At 61.7% G+C, this 22,607-nt stretch carries 21 protein-coding genes, 3 tRNA genes and 1 pseudogene; 9 read left to right on the top strand and 16 right to left on the bottom strand.

All coding sequences use genetic code 11. From position 1 onward, the window contains the following. The first annotated feature begins 34 nt into the window (after positions 1-34). The 4 genes from gyrA (at position 35) to CXY71_RS04025 (ending at position 3,394) form a co-directional block, all read left to right on the top strand. Entirely contained in the window at positions 35-2,650 is a 2,616-nt protein-coding gene (gyrA, locus tag CXY71_RS04040; RefSeq protein ID WP_233198518.1) for a DNA gyrase subunit A, read from the top strand. Next, positions 2,643-3,047 carry a DUF3566 domain-containing protein gene (locus CXY71_RS04035; protein ID WP_104134402.1) on the top strand — a complete coding sequence of 135 codons (405 nt, stop codon included), beginning with the start codon at positions 2,643-2,645 and terminating at the stop codon, positions 3,045-3,047. Before gyrA ends, CXY71_RS04035 begins: the two co-directional genes overlap by 8 nt. Positions 3,048-3,196: 149 nt before the next feature. Beyond that, positions 3,197-3,270, top strand: a tRNA-Ile gene (locus CXY71_RS04030). A gap of 51 nt (positions 3,271-3,321) precedes the next feature. Beyond that, positions 3,322-3,394: transfer RNA gene (locus CXY71_RS04025), tRNA-Ala, on the top strand. A 180-nt stretch (positions 3,395-3,574) separates the two neighbouring features. On the opposite strand, the gene CXY71_RS04020 is transcribed toward CXY71_RS04025, so the two are convergent. Further along, entirely contained in the window at positions 3,575-4,102 is a 528-nt protein-coding gene (locus CXY71_RS04020) for a hypothetical protein (RefSeq protein WP_104134401.1), read from the bottom strand. Between the two features lie 179 nt (positions 4,103-4,281). On the opposite strand from CXY71_RS04020, the gene CXY71_RS04015 reads away from it, so the two are divergent. Beyond that, positions 4,282-4,821 (top strand): peptidylprolyl isomerase, encoded by a 540-nt coding sequence (locus CXY71_RS04015; protein WP_104134400.1) that lies wholly within the window; start codon positions 4,282-4,284, stop codon positions 4,819-4,821. A gap of 163 nt (positions 4,822-4,984) precedes the next feature. Next, positions 4,985-5,686 (top strand): rhomboid family intramembrane serine protease, encoded by a 702-nt coding sequence (locus CXY71_RS04010; RefSeq protein ID WP_368665851.1) that lies wholly within the window; start codon positions 4,985-4,987, stop codon positions 5,684-5,686. A 152-nt stretch (positions 5,687-5,838) separates the two neighbouring features. Here CXY71_RS04010 and CXY71_RS04005 read toward each other — a convergent pair whose 3' ends face one another. Next, complete coding sequence (locus CXY71_RS04005; protein WP_092448026.1) at positions 5,839-6,084, bottom strand: cell division protein CrgA; 246 nt, start codon at positions 6,082-6,084, stop codon at positions 5,839-5,841. A gap of 80 nt (positions 6,085-6,164) precedes the next feature. Here CXY71_RS04005 and CXY71_RS04000 point away from each other — a divergent pair, with 80 nt between their 5' ends. Together CXY71_RS04000 and CXY71_RS03995 are read left to right on the top strand one after the other, a co-directional pair. Then, positions 6,165-7,022, top strand: coding sequence for a class E sortase (locus tag CXY71_RS04000; protein WP_104134398.1), 858 nt, complete (start codon positions 6,165-6,167; stop codon positions 7,020-7,022). Positions 7,023-7,189: 167 nt separating this feature from the next. Then, on the top strand, positions 7,190-7,828 hold the full coding sequence (locus CXY71_RS03995; RefSeq protein ID WP_104134397.1) for an aminodeoxychorismate/anthranilate synthase component II: 639 nt from the start codon (positions 7,190-7,192) through the stop codon (positions 7,826-7,828). Between the two features lie 90 nt (positions 7,829-7,918). Here the strand turns inward: CXY71_RS03995 and pknB are convergent, their stop codons facing one another. The 7 genes from pknB to CXY71_RS03960 all read right to left on the bottom strand — a co-directional run bounded on the left by pknB (position 7,919) and on the right by CXY71_RS03960 (position 16,786). Further along, the gene (pknB, locus tag CXY71_RS03990) at positions 7,919-9,613 is read right to left on the bottom strand and encodes a Stk1 family PASTA domain-containing Ser/Thr kinase (protein WP_104134396.1); all 1,695 of its coding nucleotides are present in this window, start codon (positions 9,611-9,613) and stop codon (positions 7,919-7,921) included. Positions 9,614-9,690: 77 nt separating this feature from the next. Beyond that, complete coding sequence (locus CXY71_RS03985) at positions 9,691-11,412, bottom strand: protein kinase (RefSeq protein ID WP_104134395.1); 1,722 nt, start codon at positions 11,410-11,412, stop codon at positions 9,691-9,693. Continuing rightward, on the bottom strand, positions 11,409-12,860 hold the full coding sequence (locus CXY71_RS03980) for a penicillin-binding protein 2 (protein ID WP_104134394.1): 1,452 nt from the start codon (positions 12,858-12,860) through the stop codon (positions 11,409-11,411). The genes CXY71_RS03985 and CXY71_RS03980 overlap by 4 nt, the downstream gene beginning before the upstream one ends. Continuing rightward, positions 12,860-14,251 carry an FtsW/RodA/SpoVE family cell cycle protein gene (locus tag CXY71_RS03975; protein ID WP_233198496.1) on the bottom strand — a complete coding sequence of 464 codons (1,392 nt, stop codon included), beginning with the start codon at positions 14,249-14,251 and terminating at the stop codon, positions 12,860-12,862. The genes CXY71_RS03980 and CXY71_RS03975 overlap by 1 nt, the downstream gene beginning before the upstream one ends. Further along, on the bottom strand, positions 14,244-15,479 hold the full coding sequence (locus CXY71_RS03970; RefSeq protein WP_104134393.1) for a PP2C family serine/threonine-protein phosphatase: 1,236 nt from the start codon (positions 15,477-15,479) through the stop codon (positions 14,244-14,246). The genes CXY71_RS03975 and CXY71_RS03970 overlap by 8 nt, the downstream gene beginning before the upstream one ends. Before the next feature lie 3 nt (positions 15,480-15,482). Next, on the bottom strand, positions 15,483-16,040 hold the full coding sequence (locus CXY71_RS03965) for an FHA domain-containing protein (protein WP_104134392.1): 558 nt from the start codon (positions 16,038-16,040) through the stop codon (positions 15,483-15,485). Continuing rightward, on the bottom strand, positions 16,037-16,786 hold the full coding sequence (locus CXY71_RS03960) for a DUF3662 and FHA domain-containing protein (protein ID WP_104134391.1): 750 nt from the start codon (positions 16,784-16,786) through the stop codon (positions 16,037-16,039). The genes CXY71_RS03965 and CXY71_RS03960 overlap by 4 nt, the downstream gene beginning before the upstream one ends. A 407-nt stretch (positions 16,787-17,193) precedes the next feature. Between CXY71_RS03960 and CXY71_RS03955 the strand changes: the two genes are divergently transcribed. Further along, positions 17,194-17,277, top strand: a tRNA-Leu gene (locus CXY71_RS03955). 265 nt (positions 17,278-17,542) lie between these two features. Here the strand turns inward: CXY71_RS03955 and CXY71_RS03950 are convergent. The 7 genes and pseudogenes from CXY71_RS03950 to CXY71_RS03925 all read right to left on the bottom strand — a co-directional run bounded on the left by CXY71_RS03950 (position 17,543) and on the right by CXY71_RS03925 (position 21,846). After that, on the bottom strand, positions 17,543-18,025 hold the full coding sequence (locus CXY71_RS03950; RefSeq protein WP_104134390.1) for a hypothetical protein: 483 nt from the start codon (positions 18,023-18,025) through the stop codon (positions 17,543-17,545). 89 nt (positions 18,026-18,114) lie between these two features. Beyond that, positions 18,115-19,052 (bottom strand): annotated as a pseudogene (locus CXY71_RS03945) (DDE-type integrase/transposase/recombinase). A gap of 121 nt (positions 19,053-19,173) precedes the next feature. Next, on the bottom strand, positions 19,174-19,323 hold the full coding sequence (locus CXY71_RS22555; protein ID WP_368665852.1) for a helix-turn-helix domain-containing protein: 150 nt from the start codon (positions 19,321-19,323) through the stop codon (positions 19,174-19,176). 122 nt (positions 19,324-19,445) lie between these two features. After that, positions 19,446-19,667, bottom strand: coding sequence for a helix-turn-helix transcriptional regulator (locus CXY71_RS03940; RefSeq protein WP_104134389.1), 222 nt, complete (start codon positions 19,665-19,667; stop codon positions 19,446-19,448). Beyond that, the gene (locus tag CXY71_RS03935; RefSeq protein WP_104134388.1) at positions 19,667-20,149 is read right to left on the bottom strand and encodes a DUF2975 domain-containing protein; all 483 of its coding nucleotides are present in this window, start codon (positions 20,147-20,149) and stop codon (positions 19,667-19,669) included. The genes CXY71_RS03940 and CXY71_RS03935 overlap by 1 nt, the downstream gene beginning before the upstream one ends. Before the next feature lie 591 nt (positions 20,150-20,740). Then, the gene (locus tag CXY71_RS03930; protein ID WP_104134387.1) at positions 20,741-21,310 is read right to left on the bottom strand and encodes a GNAT family N-acetyltransferase; all 570 of its coding nucleotides are present in this window, start codon (positions 21,308-21,310) and stop codon (positions 20,741-20,743) included. A 14-nt stretch (positions 21,311-21,324) separates the two neighbouring features. Beyond that, positions 21,325-21,846, bottom strand: a complete 522-nt coding sequence (locus tag CXY71_RS03925) for a GNAT family N-acetyltransferase (RefSeq protein WP_104134386.1) — start codon at positions 21,844-21,846, stop codon at positions 21,325-21,327. Positions 21,847-22,607 lie beyond the last annotated feature (761 nt).

The following is a 22,607-nucleotide window of genomic DNA, read 5'->3' as shown; positions in this document are numbered from 1 at the left end:
CACCACGGGCAACTCCGACTCGAATACGCCCGAAATAACGGCAGCGAACGCGGCTGCTGCGGCAGCCCACCTCGTGCAGCACGGCAAGATCGACCAGGTCGATCTGCAGCTGGAAATGCAGCGCTCCTACCTCGACTACGCGATGAGCGTCATCGTCGGGCGTGCGCTGCCCGACGTGCGCGACGGCATGAAGCCGGTGCACCGTCGCGTGATCTACGCCATGTTCGACGGCGGCTACCGCCCGGACAAGGCGTTCTCCAAGTGCGCTCGCGTCGTCGGTGACGTGATGGGTCAGTTTCACCCGCATGGGGACTCGTCGATTTACGACGCGCTCGTGCGTCTGGTTCAGCCGTGGAGCCTACGGTATCCGCTCGCGCTGGGTCAGGGAAACTTCGGTTCTCCCGGCAATGACGGTGCAGCAGCCCCGCGGTACACCGAAACCAAGATGGCGCCGCTCGCCCTCGAAATGGTGCGCGACATCGACGAAGACACCGTCGATTTTCAGGACAACTACGATGGCCGTACGCTCGAGCCGACCGTGCTGCCGGCCCGTTTTCCGAACCTGTTGGTCAATGGCTCGGTCGGAATCGCCGTTGGTATGGCCACGAACATTCCGCCGCACAACCTGCGCGAGGTAGCTGCCGGCGCCCAGTGGTACCTCGACAACCCCGACGCCACCCGCGACGAGCTGCTCGAAGCACTGATCCAGCGCATCAAGGGCCCCGACTTTCCCACCGGCGCCCAAATCCTGGGTACCAAGGGCATTCAGGACGCCTACCGCACCGGTCGTGGCTCGATCACGATGCGTGCTGTGGTCAGCATCGAGGAGCTTCAGGGTCGTACCTGCCTCGTCATCACCGAGCTGCCGTATCAGGTGAACCCCGACAACCTCGCTATCAAGATCGCCGACCTGGTCAAGGACGCCAAAATCACCGGAATCGCGGATATCCGCGATGAAACCAGTGGTCGAACCGGCCAGCGCCTTGTCATCGTGCTCAAGCGCGACGCCGTCGCCAAGGTCGTGCTGAACAACCTGTACAAGCACACCCAGCTGCAGGAAAACTTCGGCGCCAACATGCTGGCCATTGTCGACGGCGTGCCGCGCACGCTCGCCCTCGACGGTTTCATCTCCGCCTGGGTCGCGCACCAGATCGAGGTCATCGTTCGGCGGACCCAGTTTCGCCTCAATAAGGCTGAAGCAGATGCCCACATTCTGCGCGGCTACCTCAAGGCGCTGGACGCTCTCGATGAGGTTATCGCGCTCATCCGCCGCTCGAACACGGTCGACGACGCTCGTGAAGGCCTGATGGCCCTGCTCGACGTGGACAAGCTTCAGGCTGACGCAATTCTCACTATGCAACTGCGCCGTCTGGCCGCCCTCGAGCGCCAGAAGATCATTGACCAGGCTGCTGAACTCGAACTTCAGATCGCCGAATTCAAGTCGATCCTGGCCAGTCCCGAGCGTCAGCGCACGATAATCAGCGAGGAACTTGCTGAGATCGCCGCGAAGTTCGGCGACGACCGGCGCACCGAAATAATGTTTGGTTTCGACGGCGACATGTCGCTCGAGGACCTCATTCCTGAAGAGGAGATGGTGGTCACCGTAACGCGCGGTGGCTACATCAAGCGCACCCGCAGCGACAACTACCGCAACCAGCATCGCGGTGGCAAGGGAGTCAAGGGAGCCCAGCTGCGCGCCGACGACGTGGTCGAACACTTTTTCGTGACCACGACACACCACTGGCTGTTATTTTTCACCAACACCGGCCGGGTCTACCGGGCCAAGGCCTACGAGGCTCAGGAATCCGGCCGCGACGCCAAGGGCCAGCACGTTGCCAACCTGCTCGCGCTGCAGCCGGGCGAGGAAATCGCCCAGATTCTTGACATTCGTGACTACGAGGTGGCCCAGTATCTGACCCTAGCTACCCGCGACGGACTGATCAAGAAGACCGCGCTGCATGAATACGACACCAACCGCACCGGCGGCATCATCGCGATCAAGCTGCGTGAAGGCGACGAACTCGTCTCCGCGCTGCTGGTCGAAGATGATTCCGATCTGCTCCTGGTGTCCCGCAAGGGGATGTCGATTCGTTTCACCGCCACCGACGAAGCGCTGCGCCCGATGGGCCGCAGCACCTCCGGCGTGATTGGGATGCACTTTCGCGGTGAGGATACGCTGCTGGACGCATCCGTTATCAATGATGACGGTTATGTCTTCGTGGTCACCGAGGGTGGCTACGCCAAGCGCACCGCGGCGGACCAGTATCGTCTGCAGAATCGCGGCGGCCTGGGCATCAAGGTGGCCAAGCTCAACGACGATCGCGGCGATCTGGTCGGCTCGTTGATCGTCAACCCCGAGGACGAGGTTCTTGTGGTACTTGCCAGTGGCAAGGTGGTACGCTCTGACGTCGCCGAGGTTCCGGCCAAGGGTCGGGACACGATGGGTGTTGTCTTCGCAAAGTTTGCGAGTGAAGACAGAATCATTTCCATCGCGAAAAACATTGAACGTAATCTGGTCGCCACGGACGAAACCACCGACGAAGAAGACGTGACGGATACCGACCTGCCAGCTGGTGCGGTCGACAGCAGTGCCGCAGACGGCGCTGTTCCTCACCCGGATTCAGGGAAAGTAGAGACACCGAATGAGTAGCGTCGCCGAAAAGCTCGCCAAGAAGTCCACTCGTAAGACCACGAGCAAGCAGGTTCGACTCAAACTGGTCTACGTTGACTTCTGGTCGAGCGTGAAACTGTCGTTTTTGGTGGCGATATGCCTGGCGATCGTCACGATCGTCGCTACCTTCCTCACCTACACCGTGCTCGTGCAGACCCAAGTGCTGACCAGTGTCGATGAGCTGTACGCCACCGTGGCAGGAGAATCAGCCGACCTTGCCGCTATTCTTTCGATCGGCAACGTTATGGGCTTCGCGGTCGTTGTGGCCGTGCTGAACCTGGTCGTAATCACCGCGCTTGGCGCCATTTACGCCGTTCTGTACAACCTGAGCGTCAAAATTACCGGCGGTCTGCTCGTCGGATTCACCAATAACTAAGCGGTCGTCAAGGCTTTATAGGCACAATCGAGGGCTGTTTTTCCCCGGAAGCAGCCCTCACACCCTAATTCAAGCAACTCCGCCTCACCGCGGCATGACTCGATTTCAGGTTCCGGCCAGATTCCGATAGTCTTCAATCTGCCCAACAGGGGGATATAGCTCAGTTGGTTAGAGCGCTTCACTGATAATGAAGAGGTCCCAGGTTCAAATCCCGGTATCCCCACGCAGCACCAGCTTCATAAGCTCTCACCCGTTATCACGGGGGTGAGAAAACGGGGCCATAGCTCAATTGGTAGAGCGCCTGCTTTGCAAGCAGGAGGTCCGGGGTTCGATTCCCCGTGGCTCCACAAATCAAGGCTCGTCTTCGGACGGGTCTTTTCTTGTACCCCTGGGGATTATTTTCCGTACCAAGCGGGACATCCGGTGAGATGGCATCGTAGCGATTGCTGCGGTCCGTTACGACCGTTAACGCGGCAGGGCCCGCATCCGGTTGGATGCGGACCCTGCAAGCGGGTAATGTTGCGGCGCTAGTCTTCCTGCGACGCGCCCGGTTCAACCTCATCGTCGGCCACCCAGAGCTCGTCATCGGCACGGAACGTCTGCCAGACGGCGTAGGCGACGCCTGCAGCGGCTACGACGGCTAGACCGAGGGCGAAGTAGGTTCCGGCCCCCACTCCCTTAGGTTCGACCACGACGGGCTTCTGCAAGCGGATGCGGCCCAGCGCAGCTCGCACGCGGGCGTCACGCGCGACGTCACCAACCGACATGACTGTGCCGATGGCGGTACCGATGCCGGGAAGGACGTCGTTCACCACGCGGCGGCGAACACCGTCTGCGGCTTCCTGGGTGGCGTTCACGCCTGGACGTACGTAGTGGTCGTAGCTCTCGCGAACGCGCGGAGCAACTTCTTCGCGGGCGAGAATGCCGGCCTGGTGACCGGCCTGGCGAGCGAGAACGTTCGCTCGCTCCAATACCTCTTGTTGGTGGCTCCATAATTCGTCTGCGCTTTTGCGCAGCCGAGTGAGTTCCTTGCGGCGCTTGCGTGACAGGCTCATCTGGACCCTCCATCGATGTCGTGTGTGGCGAATGTGTATCTATCTTGCCACTGAGTGCCCATCTTGCCACTGAAACCTTGGCGCGCAATCGATGTCTTGCCAGCGAATGCACTGGGAACGTCCCGGAAGCGCACGGGGTCGATCAGGGTAGGCGACGGTTGCTGTGCAAGAATCGGAGTATGTCTAAGCACACCGCCGTCGCCACCCTGAACACCACACTCGGACCGATCAAGGTCAATCTCTTCGGCAATCACGCGCCGAAGACAGTCAAGAACTTCGTCGGCCTCGCCACCGGCGAAATCGAGTGGAAGCACCCTGCCACAGGCGTCGCCTCCACCACGCCGCTCTACGATGGCACCGTTTTTCACCGCATCATCAAGGACTTCATGATCCAGGCCGGCGACCCGCTCGGCCAGGGCACTGGCGGCCCCGGCTACCAGTTCGACGATGAAATCAGCCCCGATCTCGACTTCACCCAGCCCTACGTGCTCGCCATGGCGAACGCGGGAATCCAGGGCGGTCACGGAACCAACGGCTCGCAGTTCTTCATAACCGTCGTGCCGACCACCTGGCTGCAGGGCAAGCACACCATCTTCGGCGCCGTTGAAGACGAGGACAGCCGCGCAATCGTCGCGAAGCTCGCGACCGTCGGCACCGATGGTCGCGACCGCCCGCTGGAAGACGTCATCATTCAGAGCGTCTCCGTCGAGTCCGTCTAACTCATACAAGCAGACCAGAATGAGTGATCTGCCGGCCTCGGCGGCGAATTTTTGTTACCGCCATCCGGGGCGGCAGAGCTTTATCCTGTGTCAGCGCTGCGGGCGCACCATTTGCGCCGAATGCCAGACTCAGGCTGCTGTGGGCGTTATCTGCCCCGAATGCATGAAACTGCAGCGCAAGAACGCTCCCCGCACCAAACCTGCCGTGCTCACCCGGCTGACCGGGAACGGCCAACCCACGGTGACTTACGCGCTCATCGCGATCACCGTCTTCGTCTTCGTCCTGCAATGGATCCCCGGCCTCGGGATCACCCAACGATTCGCATACGCGCCGGCCCTCACCCTCATTGAGCCGTGGCGCATGTTGACCAGTGTTTTTCTGCATTCGCAAGGCGGCTTGCCGTTTCACGTGCTGCTCAACATGTACATGCTATGGATCTTCGGCCCGATGCTCGAAGGGGTACTCGGCCGTGGTCGTTTCCTTGCGCTCTATCTGATCAGCGGTTTTGCCGGGTCGGTCGGGGTTCTGGTGCTGGCTACTCCGTACACCTACGTCGTTGGGGCATCAGGGGCCCTGTTCGGGCTTATGGGTGCCTTCTTAGTCATTCAGCGCGGTCTCGGCGGAAATTCGAAGCAGCTCCTGGTCCTGCTCGGCATCAACGTGGTCGTGAGCTTCATTCCGGGGATCGCCTGGCAGGCTCACCTCGGCGGCATAGTCGGGGGCGCACTCATCGGGTTCGTTCTCATGCGTACCCGGCGGCCAGCGCAAAAGGGGCTGCAGATGGTCTTGATCACGGGAGTCGCCGCACTTCTCGTGGTTATCGGAGTCCTCAAAATTATGAGCTTGCTCGCCCCGATTGGCTGACCACCCGGAGTACCGGAAAGTTATCCACAGGTCTATCCACATGGGGATAATTACACCGGTGTCATTATCTGCGCTTCCGAATTTCGGTAGCCGGGCAGTATCCGCTTAATCACCGGTGCGTGAGCGGTTCGGGACTTGTCGGCGCGACAGAACTAACGCCAGCGGGTGGTCATCAGAAAGCCGATGAACGCGATTCCGAAGCCGACCAGTATGTTCATGGCGCCGAGACCCGCGATGGGAAGCTGGCTGCCACTGACGTAAAACACGATGATCCAGGCCAGGCCCAGCAGCATAAAACCGAACATGACCGGCTTGAACCAGACGGCGTTGGGCGCGTCCTCGTTCGAGCGGGCAACTTCGGTGCGAGCGGGCTTGGTGCGAGAATTCTTACGTGCCATTCTGCGATCCTAGCGTCTCCGCCTGTTTTCGTGGCTGTGACGCGGGGACCGGGCACAACTCAGGTCAGTAGAATCGAATTATGTGTCCACAGGCAGACGATCGCACCGCGCCGGTGCCCGATGGGTCCGAGTCGCCCGGCGCTGGTACCAAAGGTCGGCACCGCTCAAGTACAGGCCCGTCTGGCAAAGTCACAGTCTTGGGCGTGCTCGGTGAACTGCTGATCACGGCCAGCGCGCTCGTACTGCTGTTTCTGGGCTGGCAGTTGTGGTGGAATGACATGATCATGGCCAATTCGCAGTCCTCGGCTGCGAGTGAAATCAGCCAAGACTGGATCGCCCAGGACACGTCGACGCCGCTCCCCGAATCGACGGCTGACCCGGTAGAACCGGATACGGCCCCCGTGGCGGTGGACTACGGCGAGCCCGTCGTTGCAGCTGCACCCGGTAATGCCACTGCCTTCGCGGTGTTGTATGTACCTCGTTTTGGTGACAGTTACCACCGCAGCATTGCCGAAGGCACCGGCCATGACGTCTTGAACAGTAACCGTTTGGGCATCGGACACTACCCCGGCACGCAGATGCCTGGCGAGATTGGAAACTTCGCCGTTGCCGCGCACCGCAGCGCCTTCGGCGGTGGCATGCACCTGATCAACGAGCTGCAACTCGGCGACGCCATCTACGTGCAGACGGCCGACGGCTATTACACCTACCGGTACCGCGATACCGAATACGTGGCACCGTCGCAGGTGCAGGTACTGGCATCCGTTCCCAACTATCCAGACGGGCCCCCGGTCGACCGCATCATCACGCTCACTAGTTGCAATCCGCTGTATTCCACTGCGGAACGCATCATCGCCTACGGCGTGCTTGAGTCGTGGCAGCCACTTTCGGCCGGCGCTCCCGCCGAGCTCGCACCGATCATCGCCGCTCAGGGCTAGGAGGCTCTTATTTACGCAGCACTGTGGCGTGTTCTACCCGGACCGATCTGGGTGCGCATCATTCTGGTCCTGATTCTGCTGGTAGCCGTACTGGCCGTGCTGGCCACCTGGGTGTATCCGTGGATCGATGGAATTCTCAACAGCGAGGAAGCGACGGTAGACGGCCCATGACCCGAATTCTGGTTATCGACAATTATGACAGCTTCGTTTATACCCTCAACGGGTATCTGATGGAACTTGGCGCGGACACCGATGTTGTGCGCAACGATTCCTTCGAGAAGACCGATGCGGGCGCTCGGATTGCCGACTACGACGGCGTGCTCGTCTCGCCGGGCCCCGGGAAGCCTTCAGATGCCGGTGTGTCCGTCGCCGTCGTCGAGGCGTCGCTAACGGCCAACCTGCCCATGTTCGGCGTCTGCCTCGGCCATCAGGCCATCGCCGAGGCCTTCGGGGCCACGGTGACCAATGCTGAAGAACTCATGCATGGCAAAACCTCGCTCATCACGCATGACGGCAGTGACTTTTATGAGGGTGTGCCGCAACCGTTTACTGCAACGCGCTACCACTCCCTAGCCGTTGTCGCGTCGACAGTGCCGAGCGACCTGATCGTCACGTCGCGCACGCAGGGCGGAGTCATTATGGGGCTGCGGCACGTAACTGCTCCTATTTTGGGGGTGCAGTTTCACCCGGAGTCGGTCCTGACCGAAGGCGGCTACCGGATGCTTGGCAACTGGCTCGCCCTGACCGGGCTGCCGTCTGCCCAGGAGACTGCGAAGGGCCTGCACCCGCTGTTGCGCCTCAGCTAACTTCTCCGGGCTCACCTAACGGAACGGGAACCATGATCTATAATGCACCCGCATTCCGAGCCCGGCTCCGGCGCAGAGGCGGGGTGCGGGCTAGGAGCGGGCGCAGTAGATCAGGGTGATCTCGGAGCGCTGGGGAACGTCTCCGGGGGCCAGCGACTGTGCCTTGATCGGGGAGCCAGACTCCTGGTCGCAGGTGTCATCAGGCTTGGAGCTCGGCGTGAGGCCGTCGGCGCTGACCAGATCGATCGCGGCAACCAGGGACTGACCGGTGAGGTCCCCGAGGGTGACCAGGCCACTCGACACGATGTAGTTGATGGTATCGCCGGCGAATTCGGAGGACGCCGCGGCCGGATCGGTCCGCAGAACGATATCGGCCGCCACGGTCGGTGAGTTCTCGGTAGTGACCGACCCGGAAACGAAACCGAGCGCTTCGATCGCGGCCTGGGCATCCGTTATGGGCTGATTGGTGACGTCGGGAACCACGACGGGCACTGGACCGGTAGAGATGAAGACCTTGATCACGTCAGAGGGATTGACGATGGTGTCGACGGGAGGGTCGGTGCGAATGACCTCGTCGGCCGGAACGGTCGTGCTCGACTCCTCGGCACGCGTGGTCCCGAGGTCGAGGTCGAGGAGGGTATTTTGGGCCTCGTCATAGGTTTGCCCGGTGAGTGCTGGAATCTGGCGTGAACTGTCGGGCAGTTCCACCGAGGGCTGCAGATTGGCTACCCAGATCATGACCGCGACGACGATGACCACGACGCAGACGATTCCGGCCCAGACCCAGATCACCGGAGGGCGACGCTGAGTGCGCACCATTGTCTGGTCTTCGGACAGCTGCTTGAGGGCGAGTGCTGAACCGGTGATCGCCGTCGGCGCAGCCCCGAACAGGCCGGCACCGACCTCGTCGCCGGCCCGATGAACGGGAATCTGGCCGGATCCGGCGGTCTCGACGTCATTGCGAAACTCGACGGCACTTTGATAGCGGGCGAAGCGGTCCTTAGCCAGGGCGTGCAGCACGACCGTGTCCAGTGCCGGCGACACCTTGGGATTAAGCGCTGAGGGCTTTGGCGGCAGTTCACTCACGTGTTGGTAGGCGACGGCCACGGGCGTGTCGCCGCGGAACGGCGGCCGCCCGGTGAGCATCTCAAACAGCACCACGCCCGTGGAATACAGGTCGGTGCGCGCATCGACGGACTCACCCTTCGCCTGCTCTGGCGAGAAGTAGGCGGCGGTACCGAGGATGGCGGTGGTCTGGGCGACGGTCGTGGCGGAGTCGGAGATGGCACGAGCGATACCGAAATCCATCACCTTGACCTGGCCGGACTTGGTGATCATGATGTTGCCGGGCTTGATGTCGCGATGCACCACACCGGCGCGATGCGAGTATTCGAGCGCGGTCAGGACTCCGTCGATGATGCGTACGGCCTCGGTCGCCTCGATTGGACCCTCACGAATGATGTCCTTGAGCAGTCGACCGTCGACGTGTTCCATGACGATGAACGGAACCTGGGAATCGTGACCGGCGTCGTCGGTGACGGTCTCTTCGCCGGCATCGAACACACGCACGATGGTCGGGTGGGCCATGCGAGCTGCAGCCTGGGCCTCTTGCCGAAAGCGGGTGCGAAACGCCGGGTCGGAGGCCAGGCTTGATTTGAGCAACTTGATGGCCACCGTGCGACCGAGCCGGGAATCGGTGCCGATATGTACGTCGGACATGCCGCCACGGCCGAGGCGCGCCCCGACGCGATAGCGGCCCGCGATCAAACGGCCAGAGTCAGGCACGAGCGAACTCCCCCACAATAAAACGAATGCCCGAGTTGGGCACAGTGAGCGCTACATTACCGCACGGCATCGGGGAATTACTCGACGACGACGGCGGCAGGGGTAACCACGACCGTGTCAGAGGGCGGCGAGGAATCCGAGCTGACCTGGCCACAGAAGTAGCTGAACGTCACTGTGAAGTTCGCATTCCCGGCCGTGACGGTTGTCGTCAGCACATCCGCTGAGGTGAGGCCATCGGCGGCGACGCTGGCACCGCCACCGTCGGCGACGACCTTGTAGCCCGACAATGTTTGACCGGTGGGACAGGTCTGAGCGCCCCAGCTGACCGTCACGGTGCCGTCTTCCGCCACCGCGACCGGTGTCACCGTCGGCTTCGAACTCGGCGTGCTCGGCGTGGGGAACGCGCCGTAAACGGTGAGCGTCACGGTCGTGCCGGCAGGAACCGGTCCCCGCGGGTTGACCTGATAAACCTTGTCAACGTCGTCCGCGGACCCCGCGGCATTTCCGGCTTCGATAAACGCCACGAATCCCATCTCAACAAGCAGGGCGGCGGCATCGGCGCTGGGCTTTCCCACAAAGTCTTCCGGATTGACCGAAGTGTTCGCATTGGTGGGCGACGGCGTCGGCGTGGGGGACGGGGTTGCCGAGCGCGTGGCCGACGGGGTTGACGAGGGTGGCGCTGACGTGGTCTGGTTTGGTGCCGGCGTCTCGGTGTTCTGGGTGAACAGGGCGATGAGCGTGCCGGTCAACACGATCACGAGCAGCGCGACAAGAGCGATCAGTGCCCAGGTCCACGGGCTGCGCTTCTTTTTCTCTGCCTCTACCTCTGCAGCGGCCGCAGAGGCTCGCGTGACGGGCACGCCGGTGGCCGGAAGAATGGTCGTAGCCTGGTCGGAACCGGCACCGGGCATGAGCATGGTGGCACTCGTGGCCGAGAGGCCACCCAAAACTGACGGCACGGCCACCGCGGCTGCAGCGACGTCACCGCGACGCAAAGCGGATGCCGCGCGCGCCAGGTGCGCCGCCGACGCCGGACGGTCGGCTGGGTTCTTGGCCAGGCAGGCGAAGACCAGATTGCGCACCGGCTCTGACACCGTCACCGGCAGGTCGGGCGCGATTTCGTTGATCTGAGCCATGGCGATCGCGACCTGCGACTCGCCCGTGAAGGGTCGACGTCCGGCCAGTGACTCGTACGCGACGATGCCGATCGAGTAGATGTCGGTGGTCGGCGATGCGGGGTGGCCGCTTGCCTGTTCCGGCGAGAGATACTGCACGGTGCCCATGACCTGGCCGGTCGCGGTGAGCGGAACCTGGTCGGCGATGCGAGCGATGCCGAAATCGGTGATCTTAACCCGGCCCTCTGGCGTGATGAGCAGGTTTCCGGGCTTGATATCGCGGTGCACGAGACCGGCGGCGTGGGCGGCGTGCAGCGCGGCCGAGGTCTGCGCGACAATGTCGAGCACCTTGTCGGTCGGAAGAACGTGCTCGCGTTCGAGAATGGTCGACAGGGCTTCGCCGGGGACGAGTTCCATGACCAGGAAGGCACTGCCGTCCTCTTCGCCGTAGTCGAAGACATTCGCGATGCCCTCGTGATTGACCAGGGCCGCGTGGCGGGCCTCAGCGCGAAAGCGCTCAAGAAAACCGGGGTCGCCGAGATATTCGTCCTTCAAAATCTTGATGGCGACGCTTCGACCGATGACGAGGTCGGTGGACTTCCACACCTCGCCCATGCCGCCAATCGCAATGCGCGATTGCAGCTCGTATCGTCCCCCGAAGGTGAGGCCTGCTGTGGGTCTCATTTGTTAAGCACCGCCTCTAGTACTTTCTGTGCGACAGGAGCGGCAAGTTTGTTGCCGAACCCGGTTTGTCCTTCTCCTCCGCCGTCCTCGATCAGAACGGTGATGGCAAATTGTGGGTCGTCCGCCGGCGCGAAGCCAGTGAACCACAGTGTGAACGGATCGGTAGACCCGTTCTGCGCCGTGCCGGTTTTCCCCGCCACATCGACCCCGTCTATTCTTGCATTGCTTGCGGCGCCATCCTGAACGCCGTTAATCATCATCGCGGTCAGTGTTGAAGCTGTTTTTTCGCTCATCACCCGTCCAAGTTCTGCCGGTTCGAAAGTTTGGATGGCGCTGAGGTTGGGCGCGAGAATTTCCTGCACCAGGTTGGGCGCCATCACGACGCCACCATTGGCGATGGCAGCGCTGACCATGGCCATCTGCAGCGGGGTCGTGGTCACGTCGTACTGGCCGAAAGCTGACTGAGCGGTCTGCGGGTCGTCGAGCCCGTCGGGGTACACGCTCGTAGTCACGGCCATCGGAATGGCATAGCTGCTGTTGAAGCCGAACTTCTCAGCGGTCCCCCGAATGGCCGTGTCGCCGAGCTGAACGCCCAATTCGGCGAACGGAATGTTGCAGGACAAGCGCAGTGCCGTGGCGAGGGTGACCGTCTCACCGGCACCGCAGGTTGACCCACTGGAGTTTTCAATCTTACTCGTCGTGCCCGGTGCGGTGTACACGGCCGGGTTCGGAAAGGTGCTCTCCGGCGTGTAGTCGCCCGACTCGAGGGCGGCCGTCGTCACCACGAGCTTGAAGATCGACCCGGGTGGGTTGAGCGAATTGATCGTCCGGTTGATCAGCGGGTCATTCTCGTCGGCCAAAAGGGCCTCGTAGCTAGCGGTGACGTCGGCGTTGTTGTGCACGGTGAGCAGGTTCGGGTTGAAGCTCGGCTTGGAGACCATCGCCAGGATGCGGCCGGTCGTCGGCTCGGTCACGACGACCGATCCGGTGTAATCACCGAGGGCGTCCCAGGCGGCCTGCTGGGCCACCGGGTCGATGGTGACCTCTACGGCAGCACCCTTCGGGTCCTGGCCGGTGACGAGGGCGCTGATCTTGTCGAAGAACTGTGAGTTGGAGGTTCCGGTCATCTCGGCATTGAGGGCGAACTCCAGCCCGGTCGGTTCGCCGTTGATCGGAATGTATCCGGTGATCGGCGCATACAATTCTGGGTTGGCATAGGTGCGCAGAAATTTATAGTCGTCGTCGGCCGGCATGGACTGGGCGATTGGGTCGCCGGCCACGAGAATGGCGCCGCGCTCGACCTGGTAGCTGTCGTACAGTGTGCGGGTGTTGCGGGGGTCGGCCGACAGATTATCGGCCTGAAAAGCCTGCACGATCGACGTAGAGCTGAGCAGGGCGATGAACATCAGCATCACAACGATGCTGACGCGCTTGAGTTCGCGGTTCACTAGACCACCAGCCTGGGTTGATTGCGCACGGTGTCGGAGAGCCGCAGTAACAAGGCCACGATGATCCAGTTGGCCACGAGCGAGGAGCCGCCAGCGGCCAGGAACGGCGTGGTCAGACCGGTGAGAGGGATCACCCGGGTGACACCGCCGATAACGATGAAGCACTGCAGCGCCACAACAAAAGCCAAGCCGACGGCGAGAAGCTTGCCGAAGTCATCCTGACCGGCGAAGCCGATGCGGAATCCGCGGGCCACGAATAGGAGGTACAGAGCGAGGATGGCGAAGATTCCGGCGAGCCCGAGCTCCTCGCCGAGGCTCGCAATGATGTAGTCACTCTGCGGTACCGGGGTCAGTTCGGGGCGGCCCTGGCCCCAACCAGTGCCGAGCAGTCCACCCTTGGCCAGGCCGAACAAGCCCTGCACCAGCTGAAAGCTGCCGCCCTCGGCTTCGTAGACTTTAGGGTTGAGCGCATCAAGCCAGTTGGTGAATCGGCCGTTGACGTAGTTGAGGGTCTGGCTGGCCAGCAGAGCCCCGCCGAGGAACAGGCCCATGCCCATGATGACCCAGCTCACCCGCCCGGTCGCGAGGTAGAGCATGACCAGGAACAGACCGAAGTAGAGCAGGGCGGTTCCGAGGTCGCGCTGAAAGATGATGACCGACATCGACAGGGCCCACACCACGAGAATCGGACCGAGGTCGCGCAAGCGCGGAAAGCGCGCGCCCAAAAATTTCTTACCGACCATGGAGAGACTGTCGCGGTTGCGCACGAGGTAGCCGGCGAAGAACACGGCGAGGGCGATCTTGGCGATCTCACCGGGCTGGAACGTGCCGAAACTGCCAAAGCCGATCCAGACTCGGGCGCCGCTGATTTCCTTACCCAGACCGGGAACGAGCGGCAGAAAGAGCAACACCACACCGACGAGACCGAAAATATAGGTGTATCGAAACAGCACCCGGTGATTGCGGATCACGAGCAGCACGACGATGGCGCTGAAAATGGCCAGGGCGCTCCACACCGTTTGGCGCACGGCGGCGCTCTCCCAGCCGCTGTCTTGGTCGGCAATGTCGATGCGGTAGATCATGGCTATGCCGATGCCGTTGAGCACCGTGGCGATCGGCAAAATGAAGGGATCGGCGTCGCGAGCGACAAATCGCAGCACCACGTGCAGGCTGACGACCAGAACCGACAGGCCGGTGCCGAGCAGCACCAGGGTCGGGTCGAGGTAGCCGAGAGCGCCAAGCTGCACGAGCACGACCGCGCTCGCGTTGATGAAGCAGGCGATCAGCAGCAGGAACAGTTCAAGGTTGCGCAGCTTTTGCGGCAGGTACAGACGACGTACCGGCCCGGCGGTCGGCGCCGGCCGAATTTTTTGAGCGGATGCTTTACTCAACGAGCGCACCCTTCAGCCGTTCGACGATGGCTTGCGCATCCGCGAGGGAGCCGGCACTGATGGTCTCCTCGACCTGCTGGCGGTCGTAGACGCGCAAATCGGACAGGCTGATCTCGGTGGCCTCGTAAACACTGGACAGCTTGATTGGGCCGATGTCTTGCTGTACACCCTGGTAGATCGCGACGGTCGAGCCCTCGGAGCCGACGAAATAGCGCGTCTGGGTCCACTGATAGCTCAGGATACTGGTGCCGACGATCGCGACCACCAGCAGAATGACGCCAAACAGCCAGGTGGTCTTGCGGCGGCGCGCGCGGCGGGCATCCTCTTCGATCAGTTCAGAGAGGTAATCTTGGGAATCGGGTTCGAAGTGCGTCTCACGTACCGGGTGCAGCCGCAGGGCCGGGATGCGCAGAGGGCGGTTGCGGCCGGGTTCCTCACCGAAGGCGAGCGGATTGGCCGCCGAACCCACGACGACGGGGTTGTCTGTGCGCGTGCTGCCGTCGCCCGCGCCGATATCGACGATGACAACGGTCACGTTGTCTGGGGCGCCGCCGTCGAGGCTTTCCTTCACGAGCAGGTCGGCGACATCCTGCGCGTTGGCGCCACTGGCCAGGGCGGAAGCTATGCCGGTGTGCGAGACGACACCGGTGAGGCCATCAGAGCACAGTAGCCAGCGGTCGCCGTCGATCGTGGCCAAGATCGACGTGTCGATTTCGGGGCTCGCCTCGACGTCACCGAGCACGCGCATGAGTACTGAGCGGCGCGGATGCACCATGGCTTCGGCCTCGGTGATGCGACCGCTGTCGACCAGGCGCTGCACGAAGGTGTGGTCGATGGTGATCTGGGAGAGTTCGTTGTCGCGCAGCAGATAGATGCGCGAGTCGCCGATGTGGGCGATCGCGACCTCGTTCTCGAGCACCACGATGGCGCTGACGGTCGTGCCCATTCCGGTGAGTTCGGCATGCTCGAACACGGTCTCGGCCAGCTGGGCGTTGGCGCCGATCAGGGCGGCCTGCAGGGCGAATTCGGCTTCCTGGGCACTCGGATAGGGCTTGTCGGCCTCGATGATGCGTTTTGTGGCGATCGACGACGCGACGTCTCCGCCGGCGTGGCCGCCCATGCCGTCGGCGACCACGAATAGGGTGTGTCCGGCGTAACCGGAGTCCTGATTGTTGGAGCGAACCTTACCGACGTGGGACGCGGCTGCGCTGTGACTTACCGTCGCCATAACTTACCGCCGAAGCTCGAAGCTGGTGGCGCCGATCTTCACTGTGGCGTTCAGGGAAATTTTGGTCGGCACGGTGACGCGGGTGCCGGCCAGGAAGGTGCCATTGGTGGAATCGAGGTCTTGCAGCATCCACTCGTCATGCCACAGCATGAGCCGGGCGTGGTGGGTTGAAGTGTAATCATCGCGGATGACCAGGCTCGAGTCAGCCGAGCGGCCGATCGTGATGGTTTCGGTGCTGAGTGGAAACTCCGTGCCGGCCTTCGGCCCGCTCGTGATGACGAGACGCGTGGTGTTTTGGGCGGTGGCGAATGAACCGTCGGCGGTCGGGCTGGCCCGCGCGACCGGCACGGTGACCGGGGCTGGTGCGGGGGCTGCAATGGGATCAGCGGCGGCGGGGAAGGCGGCGGCGGAGGCCGGCGCGGCGGCATCCGTTTTCAGGCGGCGCACGCGCTGGCCGAACAGGTCGCTGCGCAGGGCGTAGACGATGCCGAAGATGAACATCCAGAGCAGGAGGAGGAATCCGATGCGCAGCACCAGCAGGGTGAGCTCGCTGACGTTCATGCGCCCGGCCCCCAGAATCCGCCCATGTCATGGCGTTCGGTGGCGGGGTCGGTCGGTCCGGCTGCACGCGGAGTCTCGTGGGAGGCCTGCGCGAGCACGCGGAACACGATGCGGGTGCGGCCAATGGTAACGATCGAATCAGGTTCGAGGATGGCCTGGCTGACCGGGGCGCCGTTGAGTTGCGAGCCGTTGGTGGAGCCGAGGTCGCGCACCTGGGCGCGGGCACCGTCCCAGAGAATCTCCACATGGCGGCGGGAGGTGCCGGTGTCGTCGATGGTGATGTCTGCATCGGAGCCGCGACCGATCACGGTACGTGCCTTGACCAGCGGGTACCGGGTGCCGTTGATATCGAGAACCGGTGTCCAGGCGACAGTGGTCGCGACCGTGTTGGAGTCGATCTGTACCAGGCCTTCGCTGAGGCTGCCGTCGTCTTGCAGGGTGATCACGATGCCACCGGTGAACTGGTAGCGCTGCTCGGTGCCGTGTTTTTGCAGCAGGGCGGTGAGCTCATCGATGAGGGTCACGCCGAGCGCGCTCATGCGGGTGTAGTCGGTATGGGACATGCGCACGGTGAAGCGATTGGGCGCGAGAATGCGATCCCGCGCGACTACAGCGGCCTTGGTGTCGAGCTCACGACGCAGCGCAGAAGTAATTTCCACCGGCTGCAAGCCCGATCGAAAGGTCTTGGCGAACGCTCCGTTGACGGCGCGCTCCAATCCCTTTTCAAAGTTATCCAGTATGCCCACAGGTCTCCCGATCCGGTCCGTTTGGCTATGAGCATGTTACTTGTCTCGAGGGACAACCCGCCTTGGAGGCGCAAACGGCACGAACAGTCATACTACCTGTGGAGGGTCCCTGACCGAATTCGGGGCCCATTATGGGCATTCCTCTGGACTTTTTCGGGGGCGGATACGGCGCGCGCGTTCGTGCCGATGTGAGCGAGCGCATGCAATGGGGTTTGGCTGGCGGATGCGGCGGGTGCAGCCGAGCGGCGGCATCCGTTGTGGGTGCGTCGCATGTGGGGACTCGCTACGTGAGTGACAGTAGCGGCCACCGATATCGGGCGGGGTCACGCTCGAAACGACCCGCGGGAGCGCGCGGCGCGGCCTCGAATGGCGCTGACCCCCCTCACAGTGTTAGCATTCCTAAGTTCGCGCGAGTGGCGGAATTGGCAGACGCGCTGGCTTCAGGTGCCAGTGTTCGAAAGGACGTAGGGGTTCAAGTCCCCTCTCGCGCACTGCGGGTGTTTCTGGAAATTGAAGTGTCGTTTTCATGAAATCCAAGCGAACGGGCCGGTTGAGTAGAAATACTCGACCGGCCTTCGGTTTTTAACGGTGTTGGCGGGGCCGATCGGGTCGGTTGAGGTGGCGTTGACCTTTTAAATCGGAAATAGCCTGCGGGTGGGCAGGCTGATGCGTTCGGTGCGCGGGTGGTTAGTGCTGGAGTAGGTGGCGGGCGTTGTTACTGCGGTGGCGCCAGGGCCGGTAGGGAGCTGTGGGCGCTCAGTGGTGTTCCGGTGGCTTCTTTGCGGCGGCGTTCGCGGGAGAGCTTCTCGCCGAGGTCGAGTTCGGCGGCTTTGACGTAGAAGTCGTAGGTTTTGCGGAGGTTCGAGGAGACGGCGGCGAGTGTTGCGGCGAGGTAGTTGAAGGCGAACCGCGGCCGGAGCGTTTGCTGACGTTGGCGAGGTCTTCGAAGTTCTTGCCCATGAGCGTTTTGTTGGCGGACTCGACGAGGCTGCGCATGCCGAAGTGCTCGCGGTGTTCTTTTGATTTGTAAGCGAATTTCTGTAGGTGCTTGACCGCGAGCCGAGGGTCTCGGTTTCGTTCGGATGGTGCGCCGGCGTCGAGGGGAATGGTGACACTCACTGGTGTGGAGGGTTTGGCCACCCGTTTGCCACTGACACGGTCAATGGCCGTATAGCTGCCGGGAGTGGGGTAAAGGAAGCGCTGAAATCCGTCCTTGTCGGGGCGGCCCTTGGGTTTCATCCGGTAGGCATTGCAGTTTTCTAGATAGGCCTTGAAGGTCTTCTTTGAACTACTGTGGGCATTTCGGACAGCGGCATTAGTGGATCCCTCTACGCCGTCAGTGCCGACTGCTGCTCACCATAGTGGACGTCGTTGGGCCTACGGTAACCGAGCGCGGAGTGCCGGCGTCGGCTGCTGTAGTACCCTTCGATATAGCGGATGACGTCGCTGCGAGTTTGTGATTTCGTCGCGTGTACGGTGCGATCAACGCGCTTGTTCTTGAGCATCGAGAAGAAACTTTCCGCCATGCTGTTGTTTCAGCCTACGCCGGTGTGCGCGATCGGGGAACGCATCCCCAGACCGGTCACCAAGGCTTGAAACTCGGCCGATGTGTAAACGCTGCTGCGGGTCGGAGTGCCAGATCGCGTCTGGCTCGATCAGGGTTGTTGCAGCGGCGCTGGCGAGGGCGTCGGCGACGAACTCGCGTGTGATCGGCGATGGACTAACCAACGACTTTCTTGGAATAGCAGTCGATGACGATGGCCAGATAGATGGATCCCTGCCAGGTGTAGATGTAGGTGATGTCACCGACGAACTTCACGCCGGGCGGTCGGCGGGCAGCAGTCGCTGACTGCGGTCGGATTGCCCAATGGTGAAAACCTGACGTGGACACGGCCAACCACAGGCATATTCTCACCACCGAATTCCGGTTGGTGGGGTCAGATTTTTGAGAGTCGATGTATTCGTACTTGCTCACTACCGCTGCCCCTGCGCGAAGTAAGCGCTGGCTTTTTTCAAGAACGCGCTCACCGCCCCGCAACTCGTGAACTTCCTGCTCAAGCTCCGTCAAACGAGCTCGTTCCGGCACCGTCAAATCAGTCCCGGTGCCGCCATTGGCCTCGCGGTATTTACCCAGCCAGTTGCGGAGCGGCTCGGGCCCGATGCCGTACGCGGTAGCGACGTCCTTGATCGGTTTGTACGTTGTGATCATCTCGTGGCGCAGCCCGTCTATGAAGTCTTGGGTGTAACGCCTACGTGCTGCAGTCATACTGCTCTCTACTTTCAGTGAACCTTCATTTCCAGAGGACCCACTGTCCGAGATATCCGCGGCAGCTCAGTACTCGCGGTGAGGGGAGTAGCGGCACTATTGCCGGCCAAGGCGCTGTCGACTACGCCATCACGAATGACCGATGGCCGCCTTCGTGGGCGAGAAAAGGGATCCGCCCACCCGTTGCTTGACGCCAACGCCGTCCAGTTCGTCGATTCACCCCCACAGCATCGCACGCTGCAGTCAGCGTCGAACCTTGGGTGATCAACACCCAAAACCGCGCCTGTTTCTCAACCAGCTCATACTTCAACCACACGTACAACACCTCACAAAATCGAGTGTTACGACGACCGGTTGAATCCGCCGAACCTTCTACGGGACACTTCTGGGGAATCAGGAGTCTGCGCGCTGGTCGTCTTTCCAGTCCAGGATGTCACCCGGCTGGCAGTGTAGGACTCGGCATATTGCGTCGAGTGTGGAGAACCGGATAGCGCGAGCCCGCCCGTTTTTGAGGACGGCGACGTTGGATGGGGTGATGCCAACCGCCGCGGCGAAGTCACCGACGGACATGCCGCGTTCAACCAGCAGGCGGTCGATGAGGATCCGTACGGCCACTACACGACCTCGTCGAGTTCGACTCGCATGAGGACCGCGCGGCGCAGCAGCGACCGGAGAACGCTTAGAACGAGAGACAGGGTGATTCCCAGCAGGACGCCGCCGAATATCAGGAGCGCCAGTAGCGGCGGGCCCGGAATGAAGGGTAGAAGAGACGCGATTAGGACAGTCGCGATGATGACCGTCAGAACCAGCAGGTCGACCGCTCGTGCCGCGGCGCGATCGAAGATCCGATCCTGATGGATATACCCGACCAATAGGGCCGTCGCGGCGAGCACTGCTTCTGCGCAGACGCCGACAGCCCAGGCTAGCGCGAGAAGGAGGGGTTGTAAGTCAGCAAACTCAGGATTGTCGCGAGCGAGAGAAGCAGAGATCGGAAACAGCAGGATTCCACCGACAACGATGACGACGGCTAGAGCACCGAGCGCCATCCAGGTCGCTATCGTTATCGCATGCGAGGTCCGAGATATATTCGAGCTCATCTATCGAGTATCAATAGTTATCTATTGAATGTCAATAGAAAAGATCGTTTAGTGGATTTCTGTGCGGCTGCCTTGAACGAGCCGATCACGCACGAGGCGCCTCCGCCTCGGGGCGGCGCTGACCGGTCCATGCTGGACGGTTATGGGCCGACACCATCTGAATCCCACCTGTGGCTCCGACCCGGCAGGACACGATTCTTTAATGTCTCCACGGGCCCACAAGAGGAACCTCACTGGATAGAAAGATGTCGCCCGCACCCCAGAGGATGAGGAAAAAGACGGCCCCAATTACGACGAGGAGTCCCGCTGCTGCTTGCATAAGCATGCTAGCCAGCGGCCGTCGGTAACTTTGATCGTTTCTCCACAGCGAGATTTGTCGATCGCCTGCTGCTCGCGCCTCGAGGATTCCCGAACGCGTCGATAACCCAAGACCGCACAGACAAAAAGGATGCCGACAATAAAGGTCAACATAACGTCTGATCGCAGCTCAGCCGGTAGTGCTCGCGTTTCCCCGACTGGACGCCGATTAGCCGCCCCATGGGACCGTTCATAAACGGAGACCGCAATCGGGCCAAAGGCATTGGCCGAGACTCATGCCCTGTTCCCGGAGTGGGAACCCTCAGCGGCGGCGAGGCTGGCTGACTGCTGCCACTCCATGGCCAATATTTCGAACTGAACGTATTGCGAGGTTTGCCTCAAGAAGTCTTCTTTGCTCCCGAGTGCAATCTCTCGCATGCCGAGACGGCGAAGCACTTTGACTGGAGCGGTGTTTGTTTCGACCGCCTCGGTCCAAATTCGGCTGAGCCCAAGGCCATCGAAGCCGAATGCAACTCCGGCACGCGCAGCAGCTGTCCCCAGACCACGACCCCACGATGTGGACGGGCCAACCACATAGCCAAGCTCGCGTTCCACTGGACCACTCCCATGCAGGTCTACGTAGCCAATCGGGTCCTGGGCATCGAGTGCGAGCAATCGGATGAGGTGCGGGTCAGGATTCGAAATCTGCTCATGCCACCATCCCACCGCCTGCTGTTGGGACTCCCGGGCTTGCCAGCCCGCGCGCGCACAGAACAACGCGTCGGTTTGCCATCCGGCAAGCGCCTCGACGTCTGCCTGCGTCAGCTCACGAAGAGTGAGGTCCACTCCGTCATTATCAGCCATGCGCAGGGAGGCGGTTATCGGGGCAACTCATCAGTCAGGTCGAAATTCATTTGAACACGCCGGCCGTATCCGAGTCCTCGCTGTTGCTCCGCTACTAACAGATTTCGAAGAAAATCAGAATCAGGATCACGCTCGATAAAACCACAGCTCAAGTAGAAGGGGGCGTTCCATGGAACGTCCGCGAACGTTCGCAAGGTGACCCGTTTGCATCCGCGCAGTCTTGATTCGCTCTTGACTGCCCCGACGAGCGCGCGCCCATGCCCGCGGTTCGCCGCTGGCTGCCTTACCGATAGCTGCTCGAGATGACCGCTGCCAGGGACTGCGAGGACGTGGGCAAACCCGACCGCATCCGATTTTGGACCGTCGCTGGCTACGAGGATGAAGTCATTCTGCTGTGATGGCTTCGTATAAGAAGGAGCAGGCCGCCAGCCGACAATCGAGAATACGGTCGCGAACAGCGTGTCAGCTTCATTCTCGATCGCTTCAAGAAGTTCCAGATCGTCGGCCGTCGCCTGTCGAAAAAAAGTCTTCAACATGACTCCGAGGGTAGCGTGATGAAGGGCGCCGCAAGGGGGTCGGTGACCGGGCACTCCCCCACCGTTCTCGCTTTCATGGTGTTCTGCAATCTCGGGTGACGCGATTGCCCCGCCCGACATTAGGCCCGATGACCGGGCGTCATACGCACGGTGTTGCTACGATCCCTTGATAGCGCCCATGGGTGTCAAAACAGATTGGTCGGCTGCGCTCATAAAATTATCGAGACAATCTGATGTTTTTCTTCTACGCCACGGCCGTTTGGGTGATCGTCACCCGAGACAATCCCAGCTGCTTCGCAATCGCCCGCACTGACATACCCTCACTGGCGCGAAGATGCTAAATCTCTGCCCAATCCTGCACTGTATTCACCCATCAATCGTGGTGGGTGGTCTACCTCGAAGAGCGTCACTGGCCTACTTATCGACGAGCGCTGACAACGGCCGTGGCCTCGGAGGCGCAGCTCAGTGTCGATCAGTGCTCCGGCCGGCCTGTATCGTCGTCTTCTCTCATAGGAGAGTCGGCGCACGTGATCGAACTGTAACGTCTCGCTGCGCCCTTACGGGAGTGGCCGTGCGAGACTAGAACTTCACCTTCACCTTCGCCTACGGCTCTCAGCCTGCGTCCCCATCCAGTTCCGCATCAGCGTCTCCAGTCGCGCCCGTGCCGGTGGCGGTGAATTGATGTGTGATCGAAGCGAAGAGGTTTTGATGTGTGGGATTTTTTAGGGGATCAGTTTGAGCAGATTCTGTTCAGCAGCTGG

The organism is Cryobacterium sp. Y62, assembly GCF_002929785.1.
Taxonomy (GTDB): Bacteria; Actinomycetota; Actinomycetes; order Actinomycetales; family Microbacteriaceae; genus Cryobacterium.
The sequence above is the reverse complement of the archived record's forward strand: the minus strand, read 5'-3'. Positions and strand labels throughout refer to the sequence as shown.

Excerpts from the sequence above, each read along its gene's own strand:
- CXY71_RS04035 (WP_104134402.1), top strand. The coding sequence starts at position 2,643 with ATGAGTAGCGTCGCCGAAAAGCTCGCCAAGAAGTCCACTCGTAAGACC.
- CXY71_RS04020 (WP_104134401.1), bottom strand. The coding sequence starts at position 4,102 with ATGAGCCTGTCACGCAAGCGCCGCAAGGAACTCACTCGGCTGCGCAAA.
- CXY71_RS04015 (WP_104134400.1), top strand. The coding sequence starts at position 4,282 with ATGTCTAAGCACACCGCCGTCGCCACCCTGAACACCACACTCGGACCG.
- CXY71_RS04010 (WP_368665851.1), top strand. The coding sequence starts at position 4,985 with ATGAAACTGCAGCGCAAGAACGCTCCCCGCACCAAACCTGCCGTGCTC.
- CXY71_RS04005 (WP_092448026.1), bottom strand. The coding sequence starts at position 6,084 with ATGGCACGTAAGAATTCTCGCACCAAGCCCGCTCGCACCGAAGTTGCC.
- CXY71_RS04000 (WP_104134398.1), top strand. The coding sequence starts at position 6,165 with ATGTGTCCACAGGCAGACGATCGCACCGCGCCGGTGCCCGATGGGTCC.
- CXY71_RS03995 (WP_104134397.1), top strand. The coding sequence starts at position 7,190 with ATGACCCGAATTCTGGTTATCGACAATTATGACAGCTTCGTTTATACC.
- CXY71_RS03985 (WP_104134395.1), bottom strand. The coding sequence starts at position 11,412 with ATGAGACCCACAGCAGGCCTCACCTTCGGGGGACGATACGAGCTGCAA.
- CXY71_RS03970 (WP_104134393.1), bottom strand. The coding sequence starts at position 15,479 with ATGGCGACGGTAAGTCACAGCGCAGCCGCGTCCCACGTCGGTAAGGTT.
- CXY71_RS03965 (WP_104134392.1), bottom strand. The coding sequence starts at position 16,040 with ATGAACGTCAGCGAGCTCACCCTGCTGGTGCTGCGCATCGGATTCCTC.
- CXY71_RS03950 (WP_104134390.1), bottom strand. The coding sequence starts at position 18,025 with ATGAAACCCAAGGGCCGCCCCGACAAGGACGGATTTCAGCGCTTCCTT.
- CXY71_RS03935 (WP_104134388.1), bottom strand. The coding sequence starts at position 20,149 with ATGAGCTCGAATATATCTCGGACCTCGCATGCGATAACGATAGCGACC.
- CXY71_RS03930 (WP_104134387.1), bottom strand. The coding sequence starts at position 21,310 with ATGGCTGATAATGACGGAGTGGACCTCACTCTTCGTGAGCTGACGCAG.
- CXY71_RS03925 (WP_104134386.1), bottom strand. The coding sequence starts at position 21,846 with ATGTTGAAGACTTTTTTTCGACAGGCGACGGCCGACGATCTGGAACTT.